The 18,334-nt window shown below is 45.7% G+C and carries 18 protein-coding genes; 6 read left to right on the forward strand and 12 right to left on the reverse strand.

Going from position 1 to position 18,334, the window contains the following annotated elements:
- Nucleotides 1-50 precede the first annotated feature (50 nt).
- Nucleotides 51-1,568 carry a hypothetical protein gene (locus E5260_RS14700; protein ID WP_003641744.1) on the reverse strand — a complete coding sequence of 506 codons (1,518 nt, stop codon included), beginning with the start codon at nucleotides 1,566-1,568 and terminating at the stop codon, nucleotides 51-53.
- A gap of 265 nt (nucleotides 1,569-1,833) precedes the next feature.
- Between E5260_RS14700 and E5260_RS14705 the strand changes: the two genes are divergently transcribed.
- Nucleotides 1,834-2,646 carry a hypothetical protein gene (locus tag E5260_RS14705; protein WP_003641743.1) on the forward strand — a complete coding sequence of 271 codons (813 nt, stop codon included), beginning with the start codon at nucleotides 1,834-1,836 and terminating at the stop codon, nucleotides 2,644-2,646.
- Between the two features lie 171 nt (nucleotides 2,647-2,817).
- Here the strand turns inward: E5260_RS14705 and E5260_RS14710 are convergent, their stop codons facing one another.
- The 7 genes from E5260_RS14710 to E5260_RS14740 all read right to left on the reverse strand — a co-directional run bounded on the left by E5260_RS14710 (nucleotide 2,818) and on the right by E5260_RS14740 (nucleotide 10,329).
- On the reverse strand, nucleotides 2,818-4,512 hold the full coding sequence (locus E5260_RS14710; RefSeq protein ID WP_003641742.1) for an oleate hydratase: 1,695 nt from the start codon (nucleotides 4,510-4,512) through the stop codon (nucleotides 2,818-2,820).
- 319 nt (nucleotides 4,513-4,831) lie between these two features.
- The gene (locus E5260_RS14715) at nucleotides 4,832-5,287 is read right to left on the reverse strand and encodes a nucleoside 2-deoxyribosyltransferase (protein ID WP_016511540.1); all 456 of its coding nucleotides are present in this window, start codon (nucleotides 5,285-5,287) and stop codon (nucleotides 4,832-4,834) included.
- A gap of 120 nt (nucleotides 5,288-5,407) precedes the next feature.
- Nucleotides 5,408-6,280 (reverse strand): aldo/keto reductase, encoded by an 873-nt coding sequence (locus E5260_RS14720; RefSeq protein ID WP_003641740.1) that lies wholly within the window; start codon nucleotides 6,278-6,280, stop codon nucleotides 5,408-5,410.
- A gap of 76 nt (nucleotides 6,281-6,356) precedes the next feature.
- The gene (locus tag E5260_RS14725) at nucleotides 6,357-7,205 is read right to left on the reverse strand and encodes an aldo/keto reductase (RefSeq protein WP_003641739.1); all 849 of its coding nucleotides are present in this window, start codon (nucleotides 7,203-7,205) and stop codon (nucleotides 6,357-6,359) included.
- Between the two features lie 243 nt (nucleotides 7,206-7,448).
- Entirely contained in the window at nucleotides 7,449-8,642 is a 1,194-nt protein-coding gene (locus E5260_RS14730) for a CynX/NimT family MFS transporter (protein WP_003641738.1), read from the reverse strand.
- A 64-nt stretch (nucleotides 8,643-8,706) separates the two neighbouring features.
- On the reverse strand, nucleotides 8,707-9,006 hold the full coding sequence (locus E5260_RS14735; protein WP_015379645.1) for an ArsR/SmtB family transcription factor: 300 nt from the start codon (nucleotides 9,004-9,006) through the stop codon (nucleotides 8,707-8,709).
- A 90-nt stretch (nucleotides 9,007-9,096) separates the two neighbouring features.
- Nucleotides 9,097-10,329: an MFS transporter gene (locus E5260_RS14740; protein ID WP_025015645.1), complete on the reverse strand. Its 1,233-nt coding sequence runs from the start codon at nucleotides 10,327-10,329 to the stop codon at nucleotides 9,097-9,099.
- A gap of 313 nt (nucleotides 10,330-10,642) precedes the next feature.
- Here E5260_RS14740 and E5260_RS14745 point away from each other — a divergent pair, with 313 nt between their 5' ends.
- The gene (locus tag E5260_RS14745; RefSeq protein WP_233206516.1) at nucleotides 10,643-10,912 is read left to right on the forward strand and encodes a LytTR family DNA-binding domain-containing protein; all 270 of its coding nucleotides are present in this window, start codon (nucleotides 10,643-10,645) and stop codon (nucleotides 10,910-10,912) included.
- Entirely contained in the window at nucleotides 10,909-11,364 is a 456-nt protein-coding gene (locus E5260_RS14750) for a DUF3021 domain-containing protein (RefSeq protein WP_003641734.1), read from the forward strand. Before E5260_RS14745 ends, E5260_RS14750 begins: the two co-directional genes overlap by 4 nt.
- Nucleotides 11,365-11,451: 87 nt before the next feature.
- On the opposite strand, the gene E5260_RS14755 is transcribed toward E5260_RS14750, so the two are convergent.
- Together E5260_RS14755 and E5260_RS14760 are read right to left on the reverse strand one after the other, a co-directional pair.
- Nucleotides 11,452-11,874 carry an Hsp20/alpha crystallin family protein gene (locus E5260_RS14755; RefSeq protein WP_003641733.1) on the reverse strand — a complete coding sequence of 141 codons (423 nt, stop codon included), beginning with the start codon at nucleotides 11,872-11,874 and terminating at the stop codon, nucleotides 11,452-11,454.
- A 145-nt stretch (nucleotides 11,875-12,019) separates the two neighbouring features.
- The gene (locus tag E5260_RS14760) at nucleotides 12,020-12,493 is read right to left on the reverse strand and encodes a MarR family winged helix-turn-helix transcriptional regulator (RefSeq protein ID WP_003641732.1); all 474 of its coding nucleotides are present in this window, start codon (nucleotides 12,491-12,493) and stop codon (nucleotides 12,020-12,022) included.
- A 113-nt stretch (nucleotides 12,494-12,606) separates the two neighbouring features.
- Here E5260_RS14760 and E5260_RS14765 point away from each other — a divergent pair, with 113 nt between their 5' ends.
- The 3 genes from E5260_RS14765 to E5260_RS14775 all read left to right on the forward strand — a co-directional run bounded on the left by E5260_RS14765 (nucleotide 12,607) and on the right by E5260_RS14775 (nucleotide 16,606).
- Nucleotides 12,607-13,209, forward strand: a complete 603-nt coding sequence (locus tag E5260_RS14765; protein ID WP_003641731.1) for an NADPH-dependent FMN reductase — start codon at nucleotides 12,607-12,609, stop codon at nucleotides 13,207-13,209.
- A gap of 65 nt (nucleotides 13,210-13,274) precedes the next feature.
- Nucleotides 13,275-13,469: a PspC domain-containing protein gene (locus tag E5260_RS14770; RefSeq protein WP_003641730.1), complete on the forward strand. Its 195-nt coding sequence runs from the start codon at nucleotides 13,275-13,277 to the stop codon at nucleotides 13,467-13,469.
- A 398-nt stretch (nucleotides 13,470-13,867) separates the two neighbouring features.
- The gene (locus E5260_RS14775) at nucleotides 13,868-16,606 is read left to right on the forward strand and encodes a cation-transporting P-type ATPase (RefSeq protein WP_003641728.1); all 2,739 of its coding nucleotides are present in this window, start codon (nucleotides 13,868-13,870) and stop codon (nucleotides 16,604-16,606) included.
- Between the two features lie 195 nt (nucleotides 16,607-16,801).
- Here E5260_RS14775 and E5260_RS14780 read toward each other — a convergent pair whose 3' ends face one another.
- Entirely contained in the window at nucleotides 16,802-17,584 is a 783-nt protein-coding gene (locus E5260_RS14780; RefSeq protein ID WP_003641727.1) for an alpha/beta fold hydrolase, read from the reverse strand.
- Between the two features lie 24 nt (nucleotides 17,585-17,608).
- The gene (locus tag E5260_RS14785; protein WP_016511533.1) at nucleotides 17,609-18,316 is read right to left on the reverse strand and encodes a hypothetical protein; all 708 of its coding nucleotides are present in this window, start codon (nucleotides 18,314-18,316) and stop codon (nucleotides 17,609-17,611) included.
- Nucleotides 18,317-18,334: the final 18 nt, after the last annotated feature.

The following is an 18,334-nucleotide window of genomic DNA, read 5'->3' on the forward strand; positions in this document are numbered from 1 at the left end:
AACGTCCACTGAAAAAATCAGTGGGCGTTTTTATGTTTCACGTGAAACATTTAGACTTTCAATAACCAATTCAGTTGTTGTAACGCACGCTGATGGTCACCTTGATATTGACGCGCAATATAGTAATAGGCTAACGTTTCATGGGCCGTTGCTTGCCGGTCGACGGGCAATTGATACTGTTGGTCAAAGACCTGTTCAAATGCTTCTAATGTCGGCGCAGCTGGCTGTTCACGCAAACAAAACTGTCGTAATTCCGATCTAGTCATCCGGTCACGGGCAATCGGTTGGCGGTCTTCATGCGCAGCCAAACGTTGCTGTAGTGCTGCTTGCATACCGGCATCCGCATTGTCCGCAAGCCACTGTTGAGTTTGTGGCATTGTCGTTTGCATGGCTAATTGTTCAAACCAAGCCAGCGACAATGATTGGCCCCACCGGGTCGTCAATAAGTGCTCCCAATCCGCACGTTGGGTCGCCTGCTGATGATACTGCCAGCCCCAACAACTATTGAAGACATCGTCATAAAAACGCGTCGTTTGTTGTTCATCTAGCTGTTGAGTCACCTGATTAAGTGCGGCAACGAACTGATGATCAAGCATGGCTAGGCGCCGAACTTGAATCTTCCCAGTCTGTCGATATTCAGTCACCATTTGCCCGAATTGATAAGAGTTCACCAAAGGGCGTTCGGTCGCTGGTGGCGTGATTTTTTCAAACTGTTGCTTCGCCATCGGTCGTTCCGGACGCATCACAATAATGGCCGCCAGCTGCTGTAAATAACATTGATAGGCGTGACTCTGGCGCAAGGTTTGCTCGGCCTTCACAGCACTTTGCTGCGCTTGTGCCTGGCGTTGTTGTTGATTAGTCACAATTGCTTGACGGGCCGCCCGCTCAGCCGCTTCAATCACCGTTTGTTCATCATGGACTAACCGCTGATAGGTTTGTTCAGCGGGCTTTAGTTCCTGTAATGGTAGCTGCTTGGTACGACGTTTTAGGTACGTCGTGACGGTTTGCGTCGTTGTTTGTCGCAACTTGCGCGCTTGGGGCGCTTGCTCAGCCGGTAATTGTGGTAGCCACGGCTGAGCAAACATGATCGTTGGCACTGTTGGTACAGCGGTAGTCAGCGTCTGATACTGGGCCACCGCATAAAAGTTATCTTCTGTTGTAATCACCATCAAGTAACGCGTTTCGGCGTTCATGAACTTTTTGACGCATTCAGAACCGACAATCAACTCACGATGATTATGCTTGTTTTGAACATGGTACTCATAACGAACCGGCTTATGACACAATTCGCAATGATGCCATGCTTGTCGGCTTTCATTCGGGTTAACAACGTACGGCAGACTCGCCAAAAGTTGCCACTCATGACTACAGTCGGTCAACCACTGTGCATGATCTTGTAAAATCAAGTTACGGACAGTCGGTTTCAAGAAATCACTGTCAGCCTTTACCGTTACGTGTGCGCGTAATAACGCACTAATTTGTTGGAGCGTGGTCCGCCGTCGAGCTCGTTCACTTAACAGAAAGAAACGATTTTCAGCGGGGGTTATTAAAGTTGTTGCTGCCGGCAATGCCGCCCACCCCTTTCAGTAAAAATACCGTTCTAGCATACCATAACTTTCCCATTCAGTGCGAACGTTAGTTCTAAAATCTCGGTCACTCTCATTAACCCAACGGTTACTCCCACCGCGGTTCGTTTGTTATCAAGCCTTTATTGATTGCATTCAAATTCACCCACTTTTTGATAATTTTATTGATATTACGATTGTTGCAAAGCAGTCAAGGTGCTAAACTATCTTCGAATCAAAAAAGATTCACTTTAAGGGGGATTTTGAAATGAAAAAATTAACATCAGTCGTTGCAACACTTGCTTTGGCATTACCATTGGCTGCCAGCCCGTTTGCCATGACCACCACGGCTAATGCCGCCACGGTAACCCCAAAAGCCACTACCCATGCACTCACTAAAGCGACCCACTTCCCCGCCATCACAATGCACGCGAAGGCCGCCACGACTTTGAATACAATTCACTTTGCCGCCGATCGGGCAATCGCCTTTGTTAGCCCGGCCAAAGCAAAACTCAGCACTAAAAAGACTTACACGGTAACTAAGACGATTACTTTAGCAACCGGCAAACATACGTCGGCCACATATTACCTCATTAGTGAACACGGTAAGGCCCTCGGCTGGGCTAAAGCCACCACGATGATTAAAGGGAACGCCCCGACCGCTAAATTAAAAGCGACCAAGAAAACCCCGAAGACTAAGTTGACAATTACTAAGAAGACCACCAAGCAGGCTGGACCTAAAGCCACCAGTGCTAAGAAAGCAACGCCTAAAATCAAAGCCTCTAAAAAGGTAATCAAATTGACAAAGCAGACGACCACCAAGGCAAAATCAACGAAGCTAACGATCAAGCACCCTAAGGCAAGTATCAAACCAACTAAAAAGGTAACGACTCTCGCCACTAAAAAAACGTTAGCCCAACCAACGAAAACTAAGAAGATGGCACCACAATTAATCAAAAAGACCGCCAAGCAAAACGCTAAAAAGGCACCCAAACTTGCAACCAAAAAGCATCTCACGGTCAAAACCACTACTAAACACACACCGTCTAAATTAACACCTAAAGCAGCTGCTAAAATTTGATCAACCACTAAATTGCTTAGCAACCTGATCCTGTTAATGACGGCGTCTCAACGAGCCGTTACTACTGATCGTGATGCACACTAAAACGCTCCCTATGAAAGTCATCTTTCATGGGGAGCGTTTTTACATCATGCCATCATCAGCATTAACCACTGACAGGCCAGCATTTAATTAATCAAACATCTTCTTAGTTGCCTTGAGCAAGGTCTTTGGATCCTTATCGTACCGTGGTGTCTTGACCAAGTTATCCATTGGGACCCCAGCAAAGTGATAAGCGGCAATCTCACCAGAGCGGACCGCACTCTGTTCCGTGAAGATCATCTGGTATGGTTGTTCCGCAAATTCACCCGTAAAGGCTAGGTTCGTTGAGTGCTTTGGTAAGACTTCTGGCCGATCAGACTTAGCCCGGTTATTAAAGAGTGCGGAAGCATATGGCATGTATACCGGAATATTGTTCACGATACTGTCCAAAATTTCCTTTTCCTTGTCCTTAATATTGCCTGGACCCGGATCTACTTTGGAAAGTTGACCAATTAATTCTTGAGCCATTTCCTTACCCGTCATCTTGATATACGGCTTGTTAACAAACTCACCTTGACGCCGTGGATACAAGAAGTAGCCCCACAGAACTGTTTCGTTTGGTTGCTGTGTCGTAAAGTGTGGTTGGTGGTGCACCACGATCGACATATTAACATCCTTTTGGTTCAACGGCGTAATTGGCGTAGTTGATAAGAAGGAGTTCAACGCATTCCCGGGTTCCTGGGTGGTGATCCGAACGATTTCATTTAAGAATAAATGATTCTTAGTCGTCAACGTGAAGCTGACCCATTCGCTAGCATTCCGATCGTTGAAGAACTTATCTGGCGTCCCTAAGTTATAGAACCGCTCAGTAGCCTTCTTCCACAAACTAGCACTAACACCATAATCCATATTTTCAGGAGCAGGCGTGTTGTAATCACCCATCGTTGCAGAATCGGTAATTGAACCGTTAGTGAAGATCACCGCTGTGTCCTCATCAACTTCAACTTCTTCCGTTTCGCCAGTCTGCGCATCCTCAATGACTAAGCCAGTCACCGTAATTTCGTCTTGCATTGGCGTGTCTTTAAATTGCCAATCCTTAACAATCTTATTATCAATGAAAGTCACACCTTGCCCTTGCAAGTACTTAATTAATGGCAAAATCATGCTTTCGAATTGATTGTAACGCGTCCGGTTGACACCAACTAAGTGTTCAATTTGTGTAAATTCATAAATCATTTGATGCATGTAACGCCGCAGTTCTTGAGCAGAGCTTTGCGTTCTAAAGGCAAAGGTTGTTTCCCACATATACCAGAAATTCGTTTGGAACATATGCGGATCATCCTTGAAGTACTCAGCAATCGAAACGTTGTCGAGCTTCGTTTCTTCACTATCTGGCATCATGATCAACTTAGTCAGCAAAGTCCGATCCTTATTATTGAATCCTAACTTACCAGCATTAATAATGCCTTTACCACCCTGCATCAAGCGGGCAATATCATACGTCCGATGTTTCGCATCAAAATCACGCGTATCTTCGGCCGCCGTCATCCCCGGTTCAGTTACCGATGGAATCCGGTCCAATAAATCCATTAAGTCAACGTACGTCCGGTAATTCAGCATCCGACCACCCCGGGCAACATACCCAGTCGTGTTAGCCATCGGATGATTCTTATTCCAATACTCATTGGTAAAATCAGTCGTGGCACCACCATCATTCGCACCGTGCATATCAACACCATAGAATGTGATGTCCTTACCATCCCAATGACCATCTTGAATCAAGTAGACCGCCGCAGCCATATTTGATAGCCCGGCACCAATCATAATTGCTTTACTTTTAACCATAAATAACGCCCCCAAAATAGGTAATTAGGTTCTGATAACGCTTACAAGTACATTATACAACTTGGATAGTGATTGTCTAGTTTGAACTGAACTTTTTTGTTTTCTTGCCGCTTTCTTAATATTTGCGCTAGTCAACCAATTTCTGCCCATAGCGTAACACCATTTGATGACTTTTCTCCAATTAAACACATTGCCTTTAACAAATATTACATTTTTTCAAGCGGCTCATTCCCACCACAAGTTCTGCCATTTATGTATGCAAAAAGCGAGCCTTGACAAATGCAGACGGCTCGCTTTTTATTTTGACTAACCGTTCAAATTAACGAATAGTTCCTGTATATTGAAAATCATCGGCAGTGGGATCTTGTAGAAAAGCCTTCAAATCAGTCATGTTCTCAATAACCGCTTTGCCGGACTTAGCCAGCATCACATTAAACGTGCCATCAGCTAACGTTTCACCATAGTAAGCAACGGGGATATCTAAACCATATGCTGTTCCAGTTTCCCAAATAGTTCCCGTGTCAAAGCCATCAACCACGGCGACAACTAACTTGGCCCGTTTTAAATGGTCCACATTGTCCGTAAATACCGCGTTTCGATCAGCTTCGGTCGCATCCGGCGTCAAATCGATGCCGTCTAGCCGTGGACTGTAATAAGTCAATTCTAACTCGTCCATTAATTTTTCGATCTTAGCTAGCCGTTCTGGTTGGCCCTCAGTAAACCAAGGTCCTGCTAAATAAATTGTTGGCTCATCACTCATCAAACGCGTACTCATTTGCTCAATCCTCTTTCTCATTCAATGTTTATTCATTTTAACCGTCAACCCCATGAATTTCAAGCGTCGTTTAGCTCGTTTTAGGCAAACAAAAAGGTCGGGAATTCCCGACCTAAATACTCATTTAACACTTAATTGACTTAATCCATTAAAATCGGCCGTTGTTAAATCAACGTTGGCAGCTGCCACATTGTCCCGTAAATGCTCAATAGAACTTGTTCCTGGAATCGGTATGATATTATCAAACCGCTTCAATAGCCAGGCCAAGGCAATTTGCGCTGGGCTCACCTGATACTTTTGGGCCATCGTGCTGAGGACACTCCCAGCCTGAGCCAGTTCACCCGTTGCTAATGGGAACCATGGCAGAAAAGCCATCTTTTGTGAGGCCGCGTAGTCAACAACGTCATCATCACCGTGATTGGCGACATTATAGAGATTTTCAATGGCATCAATCTTAGCGACTTGCTGCGCTTCCTTGATTTGATCAACAGTTACTTGACTCAGACCGATATGCTTGATTTTACCTTCATCCTGAAGCTTTTTGAGTTCACCGACTTGATCCGCAATCGAGTAATGAGGGTCAATTCGATGTAAGAATACTAGGTCTTCATGGTCAATCCCCAGTGTCATCATTGAAACTTCTACTTGCTGACGCAGATACCGTGGCTCACCAAGTGGCGTCCACACATTCGGTCCTTGCCGCGTTTGACCGACCTTATCAGAAATGAAGATCTGATCACGATTAGCGGCATCCTTCAAGCCCGCCGCTAAGTACCGGTCAGCAAACCATGGACCGTATGAATCAGCCGTATCAAAGAAATTAACGCCATATTCCAGTGCTTTCTTAACTACCTTGACCCCATTTTCAGGATCAGCGTATGGTCCCCATGTCCCAGGACCCGTTAACTGCATGACGCCATAACCCATCCGGTTAACTTTGAATTGATCATCAAACGCGTAAGTACCCGCGTTAGCTGCATTAATCGTTGTCATCAAATCGCTCCTTATCGTTTATTAATTATGTTCAGTTTACTCCTATCGACCCAAGTGCGGTCAAACATTTTGTTCGTTAACCTTGGGTTGGGTTGTGCATGTATGAACCAGCCGCATCTGGCAAGTCGTTTAAGGCTTGCATATCGGCCACACTAATTGCGAAGTCCAATTGCGTATTCGCCTCAATATGGGCCGGATTAACAGCCTTGGGCAATGGCAAGACCCCATTTTGCAAAACGAAGCGTAACGCTAACTGCGCCACACTGACGCCGTATTTATCGGCATAGGCCTGTACTTGCGGATTATCGAGGACCCCGCCCGTCGCTAACGGCGAGTATGCTTCTACAAGCATGGCATGTTCCTCAGAAAACTTGGTGATCTTAGGTTCCGTGAAGCCCAAGTAATATTGAATTTGATTGACCATTGGTGGTATCGTCGCCTGGTTAAGAATATTCTTCAAATCCCGAACAGCAAAGTTAGAGACACCAATCGCTTTCGCCCGGCCACTTTGATAAATAGCTTCCATTGCCTGCCAAACATCGAGGTTAGCTTCATCGTAAACTCGACCGACTTGCCCCCATGGCCAAGGTGCGTGTACCAAATAGAGATCCACGTAGTCTAAACCCAAATTTTTCAGTGAGCGATCGAAATCATTTAGTGCACCTTGATATGACTTCGTTTCGGCCGGTAATTTAGTCGTCACAAAGCTTTGCTCACGTGGAATGCCAGAATCACGAATTGCCTGGCCAACGCTAGCTTCATTTTGATAGGCCAGTGCAGTATCAATATGCCGGTATCCCGCTGCTAAGGCCGCACGAACGGCTTGATACGTTGCCTCACCACCAGGTATCTGCCAAGTTCCGAATGCGACTTTGGGAATGTTGACACCATTTGCTAGTTGATACATCGTTGTTAACACTGTCATCTTATTTTTGCTCCTTTACTGGTTTTGACTGTCGTTGCTGAGTGGGATCACCTACAAGGCTTGCCCCGATGATCGCCACGCCGACGACCGTTAGAATTTGAATAACCGCCATATTACTGTGGCCTCCTTAATTGAATAGAGATTAGTGTAATCCCTTAGAGTAACTCTAAGGCAAAGATAAAGTTTCAAAAAAAGAACGAAATTGACTTGGGCCAATCTCGTTCTGCATTATTGTGATATTAATTACTCATAAATCGTTGCATGCTGGAAAATGATGCTGCCGGATAATGCTAGTAACGCGGAAAGAATGATAGCTAACCAGAGTACTGGTCCCCAGCCTAATTGACCGCCTAACCAGCCGAATAGTACGGGCCCCACTGCAGCTAACAAATAGCCCGCGGATTGGGCCATACCAGATAAGTCAGCCGTTTCAAACCCATTGGTCGTTTTTTGCGTAAAGAAGACGACTGCCAAACTGAAGGCTGCTCCAGAGCCTAATCCTAGTAAGACGCAGGACAGTGCTGCCACCCAAAAATTCGTTCCGGAAAGTAAGATACCACCAATTCCCGCAATAAAACCGACACCTACCACCATAATCATTGCCCAAACGCCGCGCCGATGACCAGAAGTCGCTGGCACTAAATATGACATCGGTAGGCCGCTCAATTGCATGACCGTAACTAAATTGCCAGCCACAATCAAGGAGAAGCCATGGGCAACAAATACCGTTGGTAACCAAGTCAGTAATGAATAGTAGACTAGTGCTTGCAAGCCGAAAAAGGCCGTAACGACCCACGCTAACGGCCGCCGCCAAACACTCCCGTGAGTTGCCGTTGACTGCCCATCACTCGCGGTCATCGCAACTGTTGGTGCGCGATGATTGTATTTCAAGTTTGGCAACCAGACAACCAAATTAATTAGTCCAATCACAGATAGCACCGCCATCGTTAGTGGTAACGACCAGTGTGCCGCCAACACTCCCGAAAGTCCCGTTCCCAGTGAACCGACTAATAGCATTGAGAGCGTGTATTGACTAGTTGCGACTGGAATCTTCGTCGGAAAATTATCTTTAATAATCGCTGGAATCAAGACATTGCCACCGTCCGCGCCAATCCCGACTAGTAACGTCCCAATGAAAAGGGCAGCAATCGTTGGGATGACCCGCAGATAACTCCCAACGGCTAGAAAGATCAACATGACATAAATTGTCAGTTCGTTGCCAAATCGCCGCCCCCAATGTGCAATCAATGGGGACATAATGGCAAACGTCAATAATGGGATCGTGGTCAGTAATCCCGCCATCGAGCTCGGCAAACCCAGTGTCCGTTTCAAAGAACTGATTAATCCCGGCATCATTGTAATTGGTAAACGCATATTCGTTGCCGCTAACATCATTCCAAGTGTTAAATAGCGGCTATGTTGATGTGTTGTGGTCATAAGTAGTTGACATCTTCTTTCCAAGATTTTAGTTCGATAATTGTCGAACTAAAAAGCAAAAAAACTAAAGCGTTGCTAAGAACCCCGGTAAAAACCGGTCAAAGGTCGCTAATTGTAAGGATAGATACTTCGTCTGTGCCTTTCGTCGCGTATTGGTGAGACCCACTAACCGCAAGGTCTTAAAGTGATAAGAGACGGTTGACTTGCTGATATTTAATTGCGCCCCCACTTCGCTGCAAGTCATTTCCCGTTGTGCTTGATAGAGCACCCGGATAATCCGTAATCGGTTAGCATCGGCCAGTGCTTTGAAAATCGCCACTCGTTGCTGATCAGCCTGATCTTGTTTGCTTATTTCGATATTCATGAAACTAACAATACACTGAATTAACATCATGTTCAAGGACAAGTAACAAAAAAGGCAGCTAGCCAATTTAATAGACTAACTACCAAACACCTAGGAAACTGCCCGTTTGCCGTTCTTCCAAATATCAGGAACTAACCACAAAATTAAACCTAGGTTAATTAACAAAAGTAACGCCGTCATAATGAATACCGCGTTGTAATTGAACCAACCAGCCACCAAACCACCGAGCAAGGCGCCGAACATATTGCCAATAGCTTGAAAAGATTGATTATAGCTAAAAATCGTTGAGGTAAGATGTACTGGCGTATTCTTAGTCAAAACCGTTTGAATCTCTGGATATAGTGCGCCATCGGAAATCCCAATGGCAAACCGCAAAATACCGAGGGCCACGACGCTCGTAACAATGCCTTGTGGGAAATACATAATCACCGCAAAAATATAGCCAAATAACAATACCTTACCAGAACCGTGCTGATCACCATAACATCCAAGGCGCGGTGCTGAAAAGATGTTTGAAATACCCGGTAAAGCTGCGATAATTCCGGCCACAACCGTAATCGGGCCACGGTAATGCATCAATTCACGAACGTATAAACTAATGATTGGTGCAATCGAGGCGTTTCCAAATTGGACGATGGCCGTCGAACATAACATCACAATAATCAAGCGCGGATTTTGAAACGCTGCTAAAGGATTGCGACTGTCACCTGGTTCACGATGATGTGCGACTGGTTTGAAGTGTTCCTGTACAAAGAACAGACTCAACAAAAACGCCACCATTAATAATCCGGCCGTAATAAAAAACGTGTTTCGAATCGAAAACAATTGGGCTAGCAAGCCCCCAATCACTGGGCCAAACAATTGACCACTAACGGCACCAGTGATCAAAGTGCTCAACGCCCGTCCACTATATTTACGTGGCGTTTGGGACGCGACTAAGGCTTGGGCATTAGAAATAAAGCCCGCAAACACACCTTGTAGCGCGCGCAAGGCAACTAGTTGCCAGACATTCGTTACAAAACCCATTAACCCCATCGCAACTGCCATCCCTAGGGACGCGCGCAATAGCATGATCTTACGACCTTTTTTATCAGCAATGATGCCCCACAGTGGTGCCGAAATTGCTGAAATCGCGTAATCAGCTGCAAAAGCTAACCCGCTATAAAATGTAATCTGGGCCTTCGTGAAATCACCCAACTGACTAACAAATAATGAAAGAAATGGCATAATTTCGCTAAATGCCATTCCCGCAACGAACGTACAAAACCATAAAACAATCAAATTACGATGCCATGGTCCGCGTTCACGTTCTGCGTCATCCACGCTCGTCATCTCCATATCTAACTGACACTAATTTTCAGTAAGTATTATACCGTTAATTAGCTTATCATATTTAGCGACCACCAGTGGCAATTATTTCCCGGGAAATTTTTTGTCATATTTCCTGACCAGTTAGCCCGTTTAGTTGACCAAGTAGCAATAAGCACTAGTGTCAAGCCGCATTTTTCACTACAATAAGCTTATCAAAATCGCTATTTAAGGGGAGAATCAGCGATGCACGTCCAGTTAACCATCTCTGAAACGATTCATCAATGTTTTTCAAGATCGCTCGCTCATTAAGCTGCCACTTCAATCGGTGTCACGTTTTTACACTGTCAATAAACGACTTTATTGTGAAACAACCACTGGTACTTACCTCGTTCACAGCCACTTACACACTTTAATGGACCAACTGCCACCCCACCAATTTCTACGTATTTCTAGTAGTGAAATTGTGCGAATCGCCTGTATTAAAAATTTTACCTTAACCAAATGGGGTAGCTTTCAAGTCAACCTAACAACTGGCACAACAACATACGCATCACGACGCTATACCCAACAAATTGGAAAGGCGGCACAATTATGAAAAGACTTTGGCACACCCTTTTGATTGGCGCCATTGGAGACATCGTTATCGGCTACTTAATGGCCTTGGGGTTCTCAACCTTCTTTAATACCACCTATTTATTTCCTTCTAATCCCACTTTTGTCAGCCACTGGTCCTCGCCCTTAGCCGCCACCCAGCTTTCGACATTATTGTGGATTCTGATTGGTGAAGTTTGGGCATTCAGTAGCTGGCTATTCGAAATTGAAACGTGGTCGATTACGAAACAAACCATTGCTCATTGTCTGTGTTCTTACCTAGGGATGACCCCACTTGCGATTCTCTGTGGCTGGTTTCCATTAAACGTTCGCTGGTTTGGCTTCTATACCTTGGTTTACACCGGAGTCTATATCGGTCTATGGTTAATTGAAATGGCACTCGCCCGCATCAAAGTCATCCAGCTAAACCAACAGCTTACCAACCACCGGTCATAATTCATACCGATTGTTGATGTCAAAAACGGCCCACCGATTTGATTATCGGTGGGCCGCTCACTTGTTACTGATGATTTAATGATTTAATTATTGAATTTCGATTTGACCGTCATTCGCGCTCGGCTGGGTCTTAGGTAACGTAATCGTTAAGACACCGTCAGCTTGGGATGCCGTAATTTTATCCGCCGCAACGTTTGGTAACATATACTGCCGTTGCAAGGTGCCAGTATGACGCTCATTCATCACAATGTTTTGGTCTTGATCTTCATGATCCACAAAGCTATCTTTTTGAACCTTGATAGACAACACATTGTCACGATAATCCAACTTCACATCTTGCTTATCAATACCAGGGACATCAACCTTCACTTGATACTGATCATCAGTTTCGTTAATGTCGGTCTTCAATACTTGATCCATGTTTTCTAATGGTGCCCAGAAGGAGCGTGCCATCCGTTCAAACGGATCCAACATGCCGAAATCGTTCCGATTCATTAAAGTATTAGCCATACTAACAATCCCCTTTCAAAATTTCACTTGGCTATTAATACTGGTCAGTAATTCAAATCCTTGTTTGACCTTTCCTGACCTTCGATATATATACTAACACCATTTTGTGGGAATGCAACAATTTAGCACTCGGTAACATCAAGTGCTAAAGCTTAATTTCACGAATCCGGCGCATGAGGCTAACAAAGCGTGTCAGTTCCGCGTCAGAGTAGTCATCGACAATCGCTTGTGCCTTGGCTGCAATCGCCGCATCCAACTGAGTATGCAGCTCGGCACCCGCTTCACCCAGCGCCGTCAATCGTACGAGAACTTCTTTATTATTGGTCAAATCACGATACTTAGTCGCCAATTCTAACCGGGCTAATTTGGTCAAGCCGCGAGAAATCGTTGCTTGTGAGAGACCCGTTGGTACCGGCAGTGTCTTAGCTCGACTTGGCCCGTGCTGTCCCAGATACGCCATAATTTTAATATCCGTCGTCGATAGTTGTTTTAATGCCGCTTGTAATTGCGGATCAGTCGTTTGTTGCATGGCCCAGCGTTTTTCTTGATCATCAACGCTATCCTGCGTCAAAAATTGATTTAGTTCCGTCATCAACTGACTAACTAATGGTGTTGTCATTTAAATAGCTCCTTTTTAATTCAAGTGAATAAATACTTGCATACTAATATTATTAAGTCTATACTATCATTTTGTATTCATTGGAATCAATAAAAATATCTGGAGGCCTCACTATGTTTAAAATTGCAATCATCTTAGGGAGTACCCGGTCACAGGCTAACGGCCGCGCTTTATTTAACCATCTAAAATTAATCATTGACCAATTACCGACTCATTCTACGATTCACTACCAATTTTTAGATTTGGCCAACTATCAACTTCCCCTTTTCGACGAACCCGAGCCACCGATGGCGAACCCGCACCGCGAGCTACCTGCTAACCAGCAGCAATGGCTCACCGATATGGCTAGTGCGGACGGTTACATTATCCTGACACCCGAATACAATCACGCAATGCCAGCTGGATTGAAAAACGCCTTCGATTTTTTGGCATTCGAAGGCGCCCGTAAACCGGCTAAGATTATCTCATATTCTGACAATATGCGCGGCGGTCAATTTGGGGCGGCCGCACTAGTTCCAGTTCTCCAACGATTAGGAATAGTCGTCCTCCCTAAACCAACGCCCATTGGTAACGTACCACAAACCCTTCAAAGTAACGGTCACTTTATCGATAACGCGCCCCTGAGCAAACGCTACGATCATACACTTCACCAAGCTTTGACTGAAATCACCTACTATACCACGGTTCTTACCACTACGCCGTTTCCAACCGATTAAATTAGTAGCGTTATTGAATCAAACCTGCTACATTATAGTTAGCATTATTAAGGGGGAATTAACTTATGAAGATCGATATTCATCGTTCCGCAACGGACCGGGTGATTGCCGGTGTCATTGGTGGAATTGCCGAACATTTTAACTGGAATACTAACGTTACCCGGCTATTATTTGTTGTTTTAGCAATTACACCCATGTTCCCTGGTATCATCGCTTACCTGATTCTCTGGTTATTAATGAAGGACCCCATCAAGGATTAGCCACTATTAACGAACAGTCATCGACTGCTCGTTTTTTATTCGCTAATATGCGGCCAAACTTTCCACAGCTAGTCCAATGGCAGCAAGAACACCGCCCGCACCCCAATGTTGCGGATCATAGTGCTCTAGTTCAATTTACCCAACAATTCGAGGAAAACCAGTCATTTTCAGCGACAAACTAGCCAAAATCTGATATATTATTGCAACTAACGCAATAATTTGTCATGAATTTGTCAAATATTTTAATGGCGTTCACCTAGATTGTTCGTATATAATATTATTTATAATAACGCTAATTAAGAAAGGATGTGGCGAAATTGGCCTATTTAACACGCAATAAACGTCGTGATTTTACAGAACCTCACCGGTAATAACTTTATTTTTAAGGAGCGAATTGAATGATAAAAGATGACAATCAGTCGTTAACCTCTAATGAAGAGCAAAACGACACCCAGAACCCTCCCGATGCGGATAACTTATGGCAGCTTGATGAATCAGCCTTAGCCGCAAAGTACGCCACCGATCCTGAGAATGGATTGAGCACTGCTGAAGCTGCCGAACGTTTACAACATAACGGTCGCAACGAACTGGAGACCAAGCGTACGTCTCGGTTCGTTCAATTCATCAAGCAGTTTAATAACAGTATTATCTACATTTTAGCCGCAGCAGCGGTCTTAACGTTCTTCATGCACCACTATTCCGATTCTATCGTTATTGGACTGGTTATTATTGCCAATGCCATCATTGGTTATGTCCAAGAACGCCAAGCTGGCAACGCGCTAGAACGGATTCGTGAAATGCTGATTTCCAAGAATTTCGTCATCCGTGATGGAAAAAAACTGGAAATTGACGCCCGCGAATTAGTCGTTGGTGACTTAGTCAACTTAGAAGCCGGTGACGCGGTTCCTGCCGATATGCGCTTGATTTCAGCGGATAACTTTAACGTCCAAGAATCCGTGCTGACAGGGGAGACTAATCCCGTGGAGAAACAAGAAGAACCGATGACTGAGACCACGCCAGCTTTGGCTGACCGTAAGAATATGGTTTACGCGTCAACCGCGGTGACTAGCGGTTCGGCCGTCGGAATCGTAACGGCTACCGCCGAAGATACCGAAATCGGTCATATCCAGCAGTCTGTTAGCGACGTCAAACAAACCACTACCCCACTGATGCGTAATCTGAACTCACTGGGGGTTGGCTTATCCATCGCCATCGTGGTGGCAGCCGTCCTATTATTCCTATTAGGAATGGTCATGGATACCTATAGTTTGCCAACTTTACTAATTGCGGTTATTACGATGGTCGTTGGTTCTATGCCAGAAGGACTGCCCGCTAGTACCTCGGTGGTCTTAGCCATGGGAACCCGGCAGATGACGAAGAAAAACGTCATTGTCAAGTCACTACCCGCCGTGGAAACTTTAGGTGCCGTAGATATCGTTAACACCGATAAGACTGGGACGTTGACGAAAAATGAAATGACGGTCACTAAGGTCGTGACGCCTGAGCATACGTTTGATGTGACGGGGGTCGGTTATGATGATAATGGTGGCGTTAACTTCGATGGCCATCTCAAGCTCAATGGCAACAAAGTCGACTGGCACCAAGATAACGCGATGGAATGGCTCGTTAAGATTGCCGGCCAAACGACCGACGCCGAGCTACACTTCGAAAATAATCGCTGGGAACTGACTGGTGAACCAACCGATGGTGCCTTGACGACGCTGTATCGTAAAATGACTGGTCATGATCCTGAGGTTGAAGAAGTCGACTCGCTACCATTCGATTCCGCCTTCCGTTTTTCTGCTCGCCTGGCCGACTTAGATGGTCAACGCTTACTAATGGTCAAGGGCTCACCCGCGACTGTCCTGCGTTTAACTGACCAAGCTACCCAAACGGCATACTGGGATGACGCCATGGACGACTTAACCGCCGATGGTTTGCGCGTGGTGGCGCTGGCTTACCAAGAAGTCGATGATGACGTGACTACCATTGATGCACAAGCCATTGGTGGGCTGCATTTAGCTGGCTTAGTCGGAATCATTGACCCGCCTCGTGAAGAAGCGGCTACCGCGATCGCCGAATTACGGCAAGCGGGCGTGCAAGTTAAAATGATTACGGGGGACCACCCTGATACGGCGATGGCAATTGCCAACAAGTTGAACTTGGCCGCCAATGTCAAAGCGATTACTGGTCCCGAAATCGACGCGATGGACGATCAGCAGTTACAAGCACACATCGATGATTATAACGTCTTCGCACGGGCAACACCGAATAACAAATTACGGATTGTTCGTGCCCAACAGGCCAATAATCACGTCGTTTCGATGACTGGCGATGGGGTCAACGACGCCCCGGCCCTCAAGCAAGCCGATATTGGGGTTGCTATGGGAATCAAGGGGACCGAAGTTGCTAAGGAATCCGCCGATATGGTCCTGGCCGATGATGACTTTGCTGATATCGTCGCCGCCGTTCGTGAAGGGCGCCACGTCTTCGATAACATTCGTAAGACGATTCGCTTCTTACTCCCAACTAGTTTCGCGGAAGGCCTCGTTGTCATCATTAGTATTTTAATGGGCCACGAACTTCCGCTGTACCCGACGCAATTACTGTGGATCAATATGGTGTCCGCGCTGACCATCCAGTTTGCGTTCATCTTTGAGCCACCCGAGGCCGGCATCATGGCCCGGGGTCCCCGGAATGTTAAGTCTGGGTTGTTGTCAAAATTAGATTACTTTGAAATCGGCTATGTCTCCTTCCTAATTTCTGGCTTGGGGATCTTCGCCTACAACTACTTGACCGCACTTGGATTACCAAATGTCGTCGGTAGTACCATGTCACTGAACATCATCATCTTTGGTAAGATTTTCTACCTCTTCAACTTGCGGAATGACCACCCCGTCATTTCCAAGTACTTCTTCCAAAATAAGATGGCGTTCTACATCATTGGTATTCTGATTCTCTTACAACTGGGAATCATTTACCTACCATTCATGCAATCCGTCTTCCATACGACTAGCATCAACTTCTGGTATGGTTGGGGCATCCCGATTATCTGTGGGATCGTCGTCTTGATTGTGACCGAGGTCGGGAAGTTTATTCGGTTCCGATGGATGGGAAAAGATGGCGTGATTGATTAGTAATTAGTCAATAAATCGAAAAGGCTCACCAACCTGTTTTAGTTGGTGAGCCTTTTTTAGTATTGTGAAACTGTTTTTGATGTGGCCGTTATTCAAGACAACATAATACATTATGTTATTCTAAACCTGCTTGATATGACTACTATTCAAGACTGTAATATCACCTTTAATACAGGTGTTAAAAGTGTTTTGCGTTTAGCACGTCGCCAAAAATTCCAACAACGCCTTATTAAATGCTGCCGACTGTTCCGCCATCACGATATGACCAGCTTCCGGAATGACCACACTCTGTCCTCGTAGTGCCATTTGAGCAGTCACTGCCGCAAAGTCGGGATTGAAGAACGGTGACTTGGCGCCCGCAATGATCAAGAACGGTACGGTCAATTGGCGGATCACATCCCGCCAATCCTGAACCGCGTGGTTAACCAACAATGGAAACATTAATTTCGCATCGAACGGTGCCTGCGCTTCTACTGCCTTGACGCGCGCATACGTCGCATCATCGATGTGCTTAAACGTCGAGTGTCCCAGCGGCATTCTAAAATAGTCCGGAATATCCTGCCATTGAACCTGTTTGAACCCATATTGCCAGTGCGGTGTATTGATCATCCGCGGCGTTTGATCCACGTCGATCAGGGCCTTAATTCCTGTATCACCATACAATGACACGTACGCAAACCAAGTCGCGGCCCCCATCGAATTACCGAGTAAAATTGGTTGTTCGAGTTGTAATTTTTCAATCAATTCATGCGCATCCACCGCGCGACGACTCATACGTAAGCCTTTCGCCGTGTGCTCGGATAAACCTTGGCACCGCCCATCTAAATTAATGACCCGGTAGCCCGCCTGAATCAGTACCGGGATTTGAGCGCGCCAAATATCCTTAGCGCCACCAAATCCCGTCAAAATAACGATTGGCTGCCCCTGGCCTTCATCCGTATAATCTAACTGAACGTGATCTGACGTGATAAAATGCATTTCACCATCCTCCTTTTTGACTGTTCATTCAACATGGCTGTTAAAATCTTGTGGCGTTAGCTTCTGTAATTTTTCTAGCCATTGGCGCGTTTTGTCATCCAACCCAGCTTCGGAAAGTGTATTCTGGGCAATTACTGTCGAATCAAGCAACTGAGCAACCTTTTCCCAATCAATCCCCGTTGCTGTTTGAATACTGTTTTGTAGCTGTCGTACTTGCTCAGTCGTTATTTGGCCCAATTGTCGTGAATCACCAGTTAATGCTAATAGGGCATTGATTGCTAATTGCTCTGATAGGCAGGCCTGCCACGTCGCTGGGGACAGTGCCTCAGTTAACGTAATCCGCTCACTTAACGGCACAGCCGGCACTTCCTTGTTCAGAAAAGCCGTCCAGCGTGCCATTTCCTGGTCAACTAAGGCATACCCCTGCCACGGTAACTGCCGATTAAAGGTCTGTAACGTTTGCTTCGTCAATGCCACTACTGACCACGTTGTCTGACCATTGTCGCTCAATTCTGCTTGCCCTGCGGCTAACCACTGTGCCATAAAACGTTGCATCATCTGTCGCATCGCCGGCCGCTGTTTTGCCGCTTGCGTCAGGTGGTAACGCACTTGCAAAAATTCGCTAACCATTTCTGGCATAATCGCCCGCTTCTCCTGGGCCTGACGTCGTTGCTTTAATTGTCGTAACCGTTTCTGTTTACTGACTTTTGCATAATGTCCTTGCTTGACCATCGTGCCACCACTTTTCCT

This window comes from Lactiplantibacillus plantarum (assembly GCF_014131735.1).
Classification (GTDB): domain Bacteria; phylum Bacillota; class Bacilli; order Lactobacillales; family Lactobacillaceae; genus Lactiplantibacillus; species Lactiplantibacillus plantarum.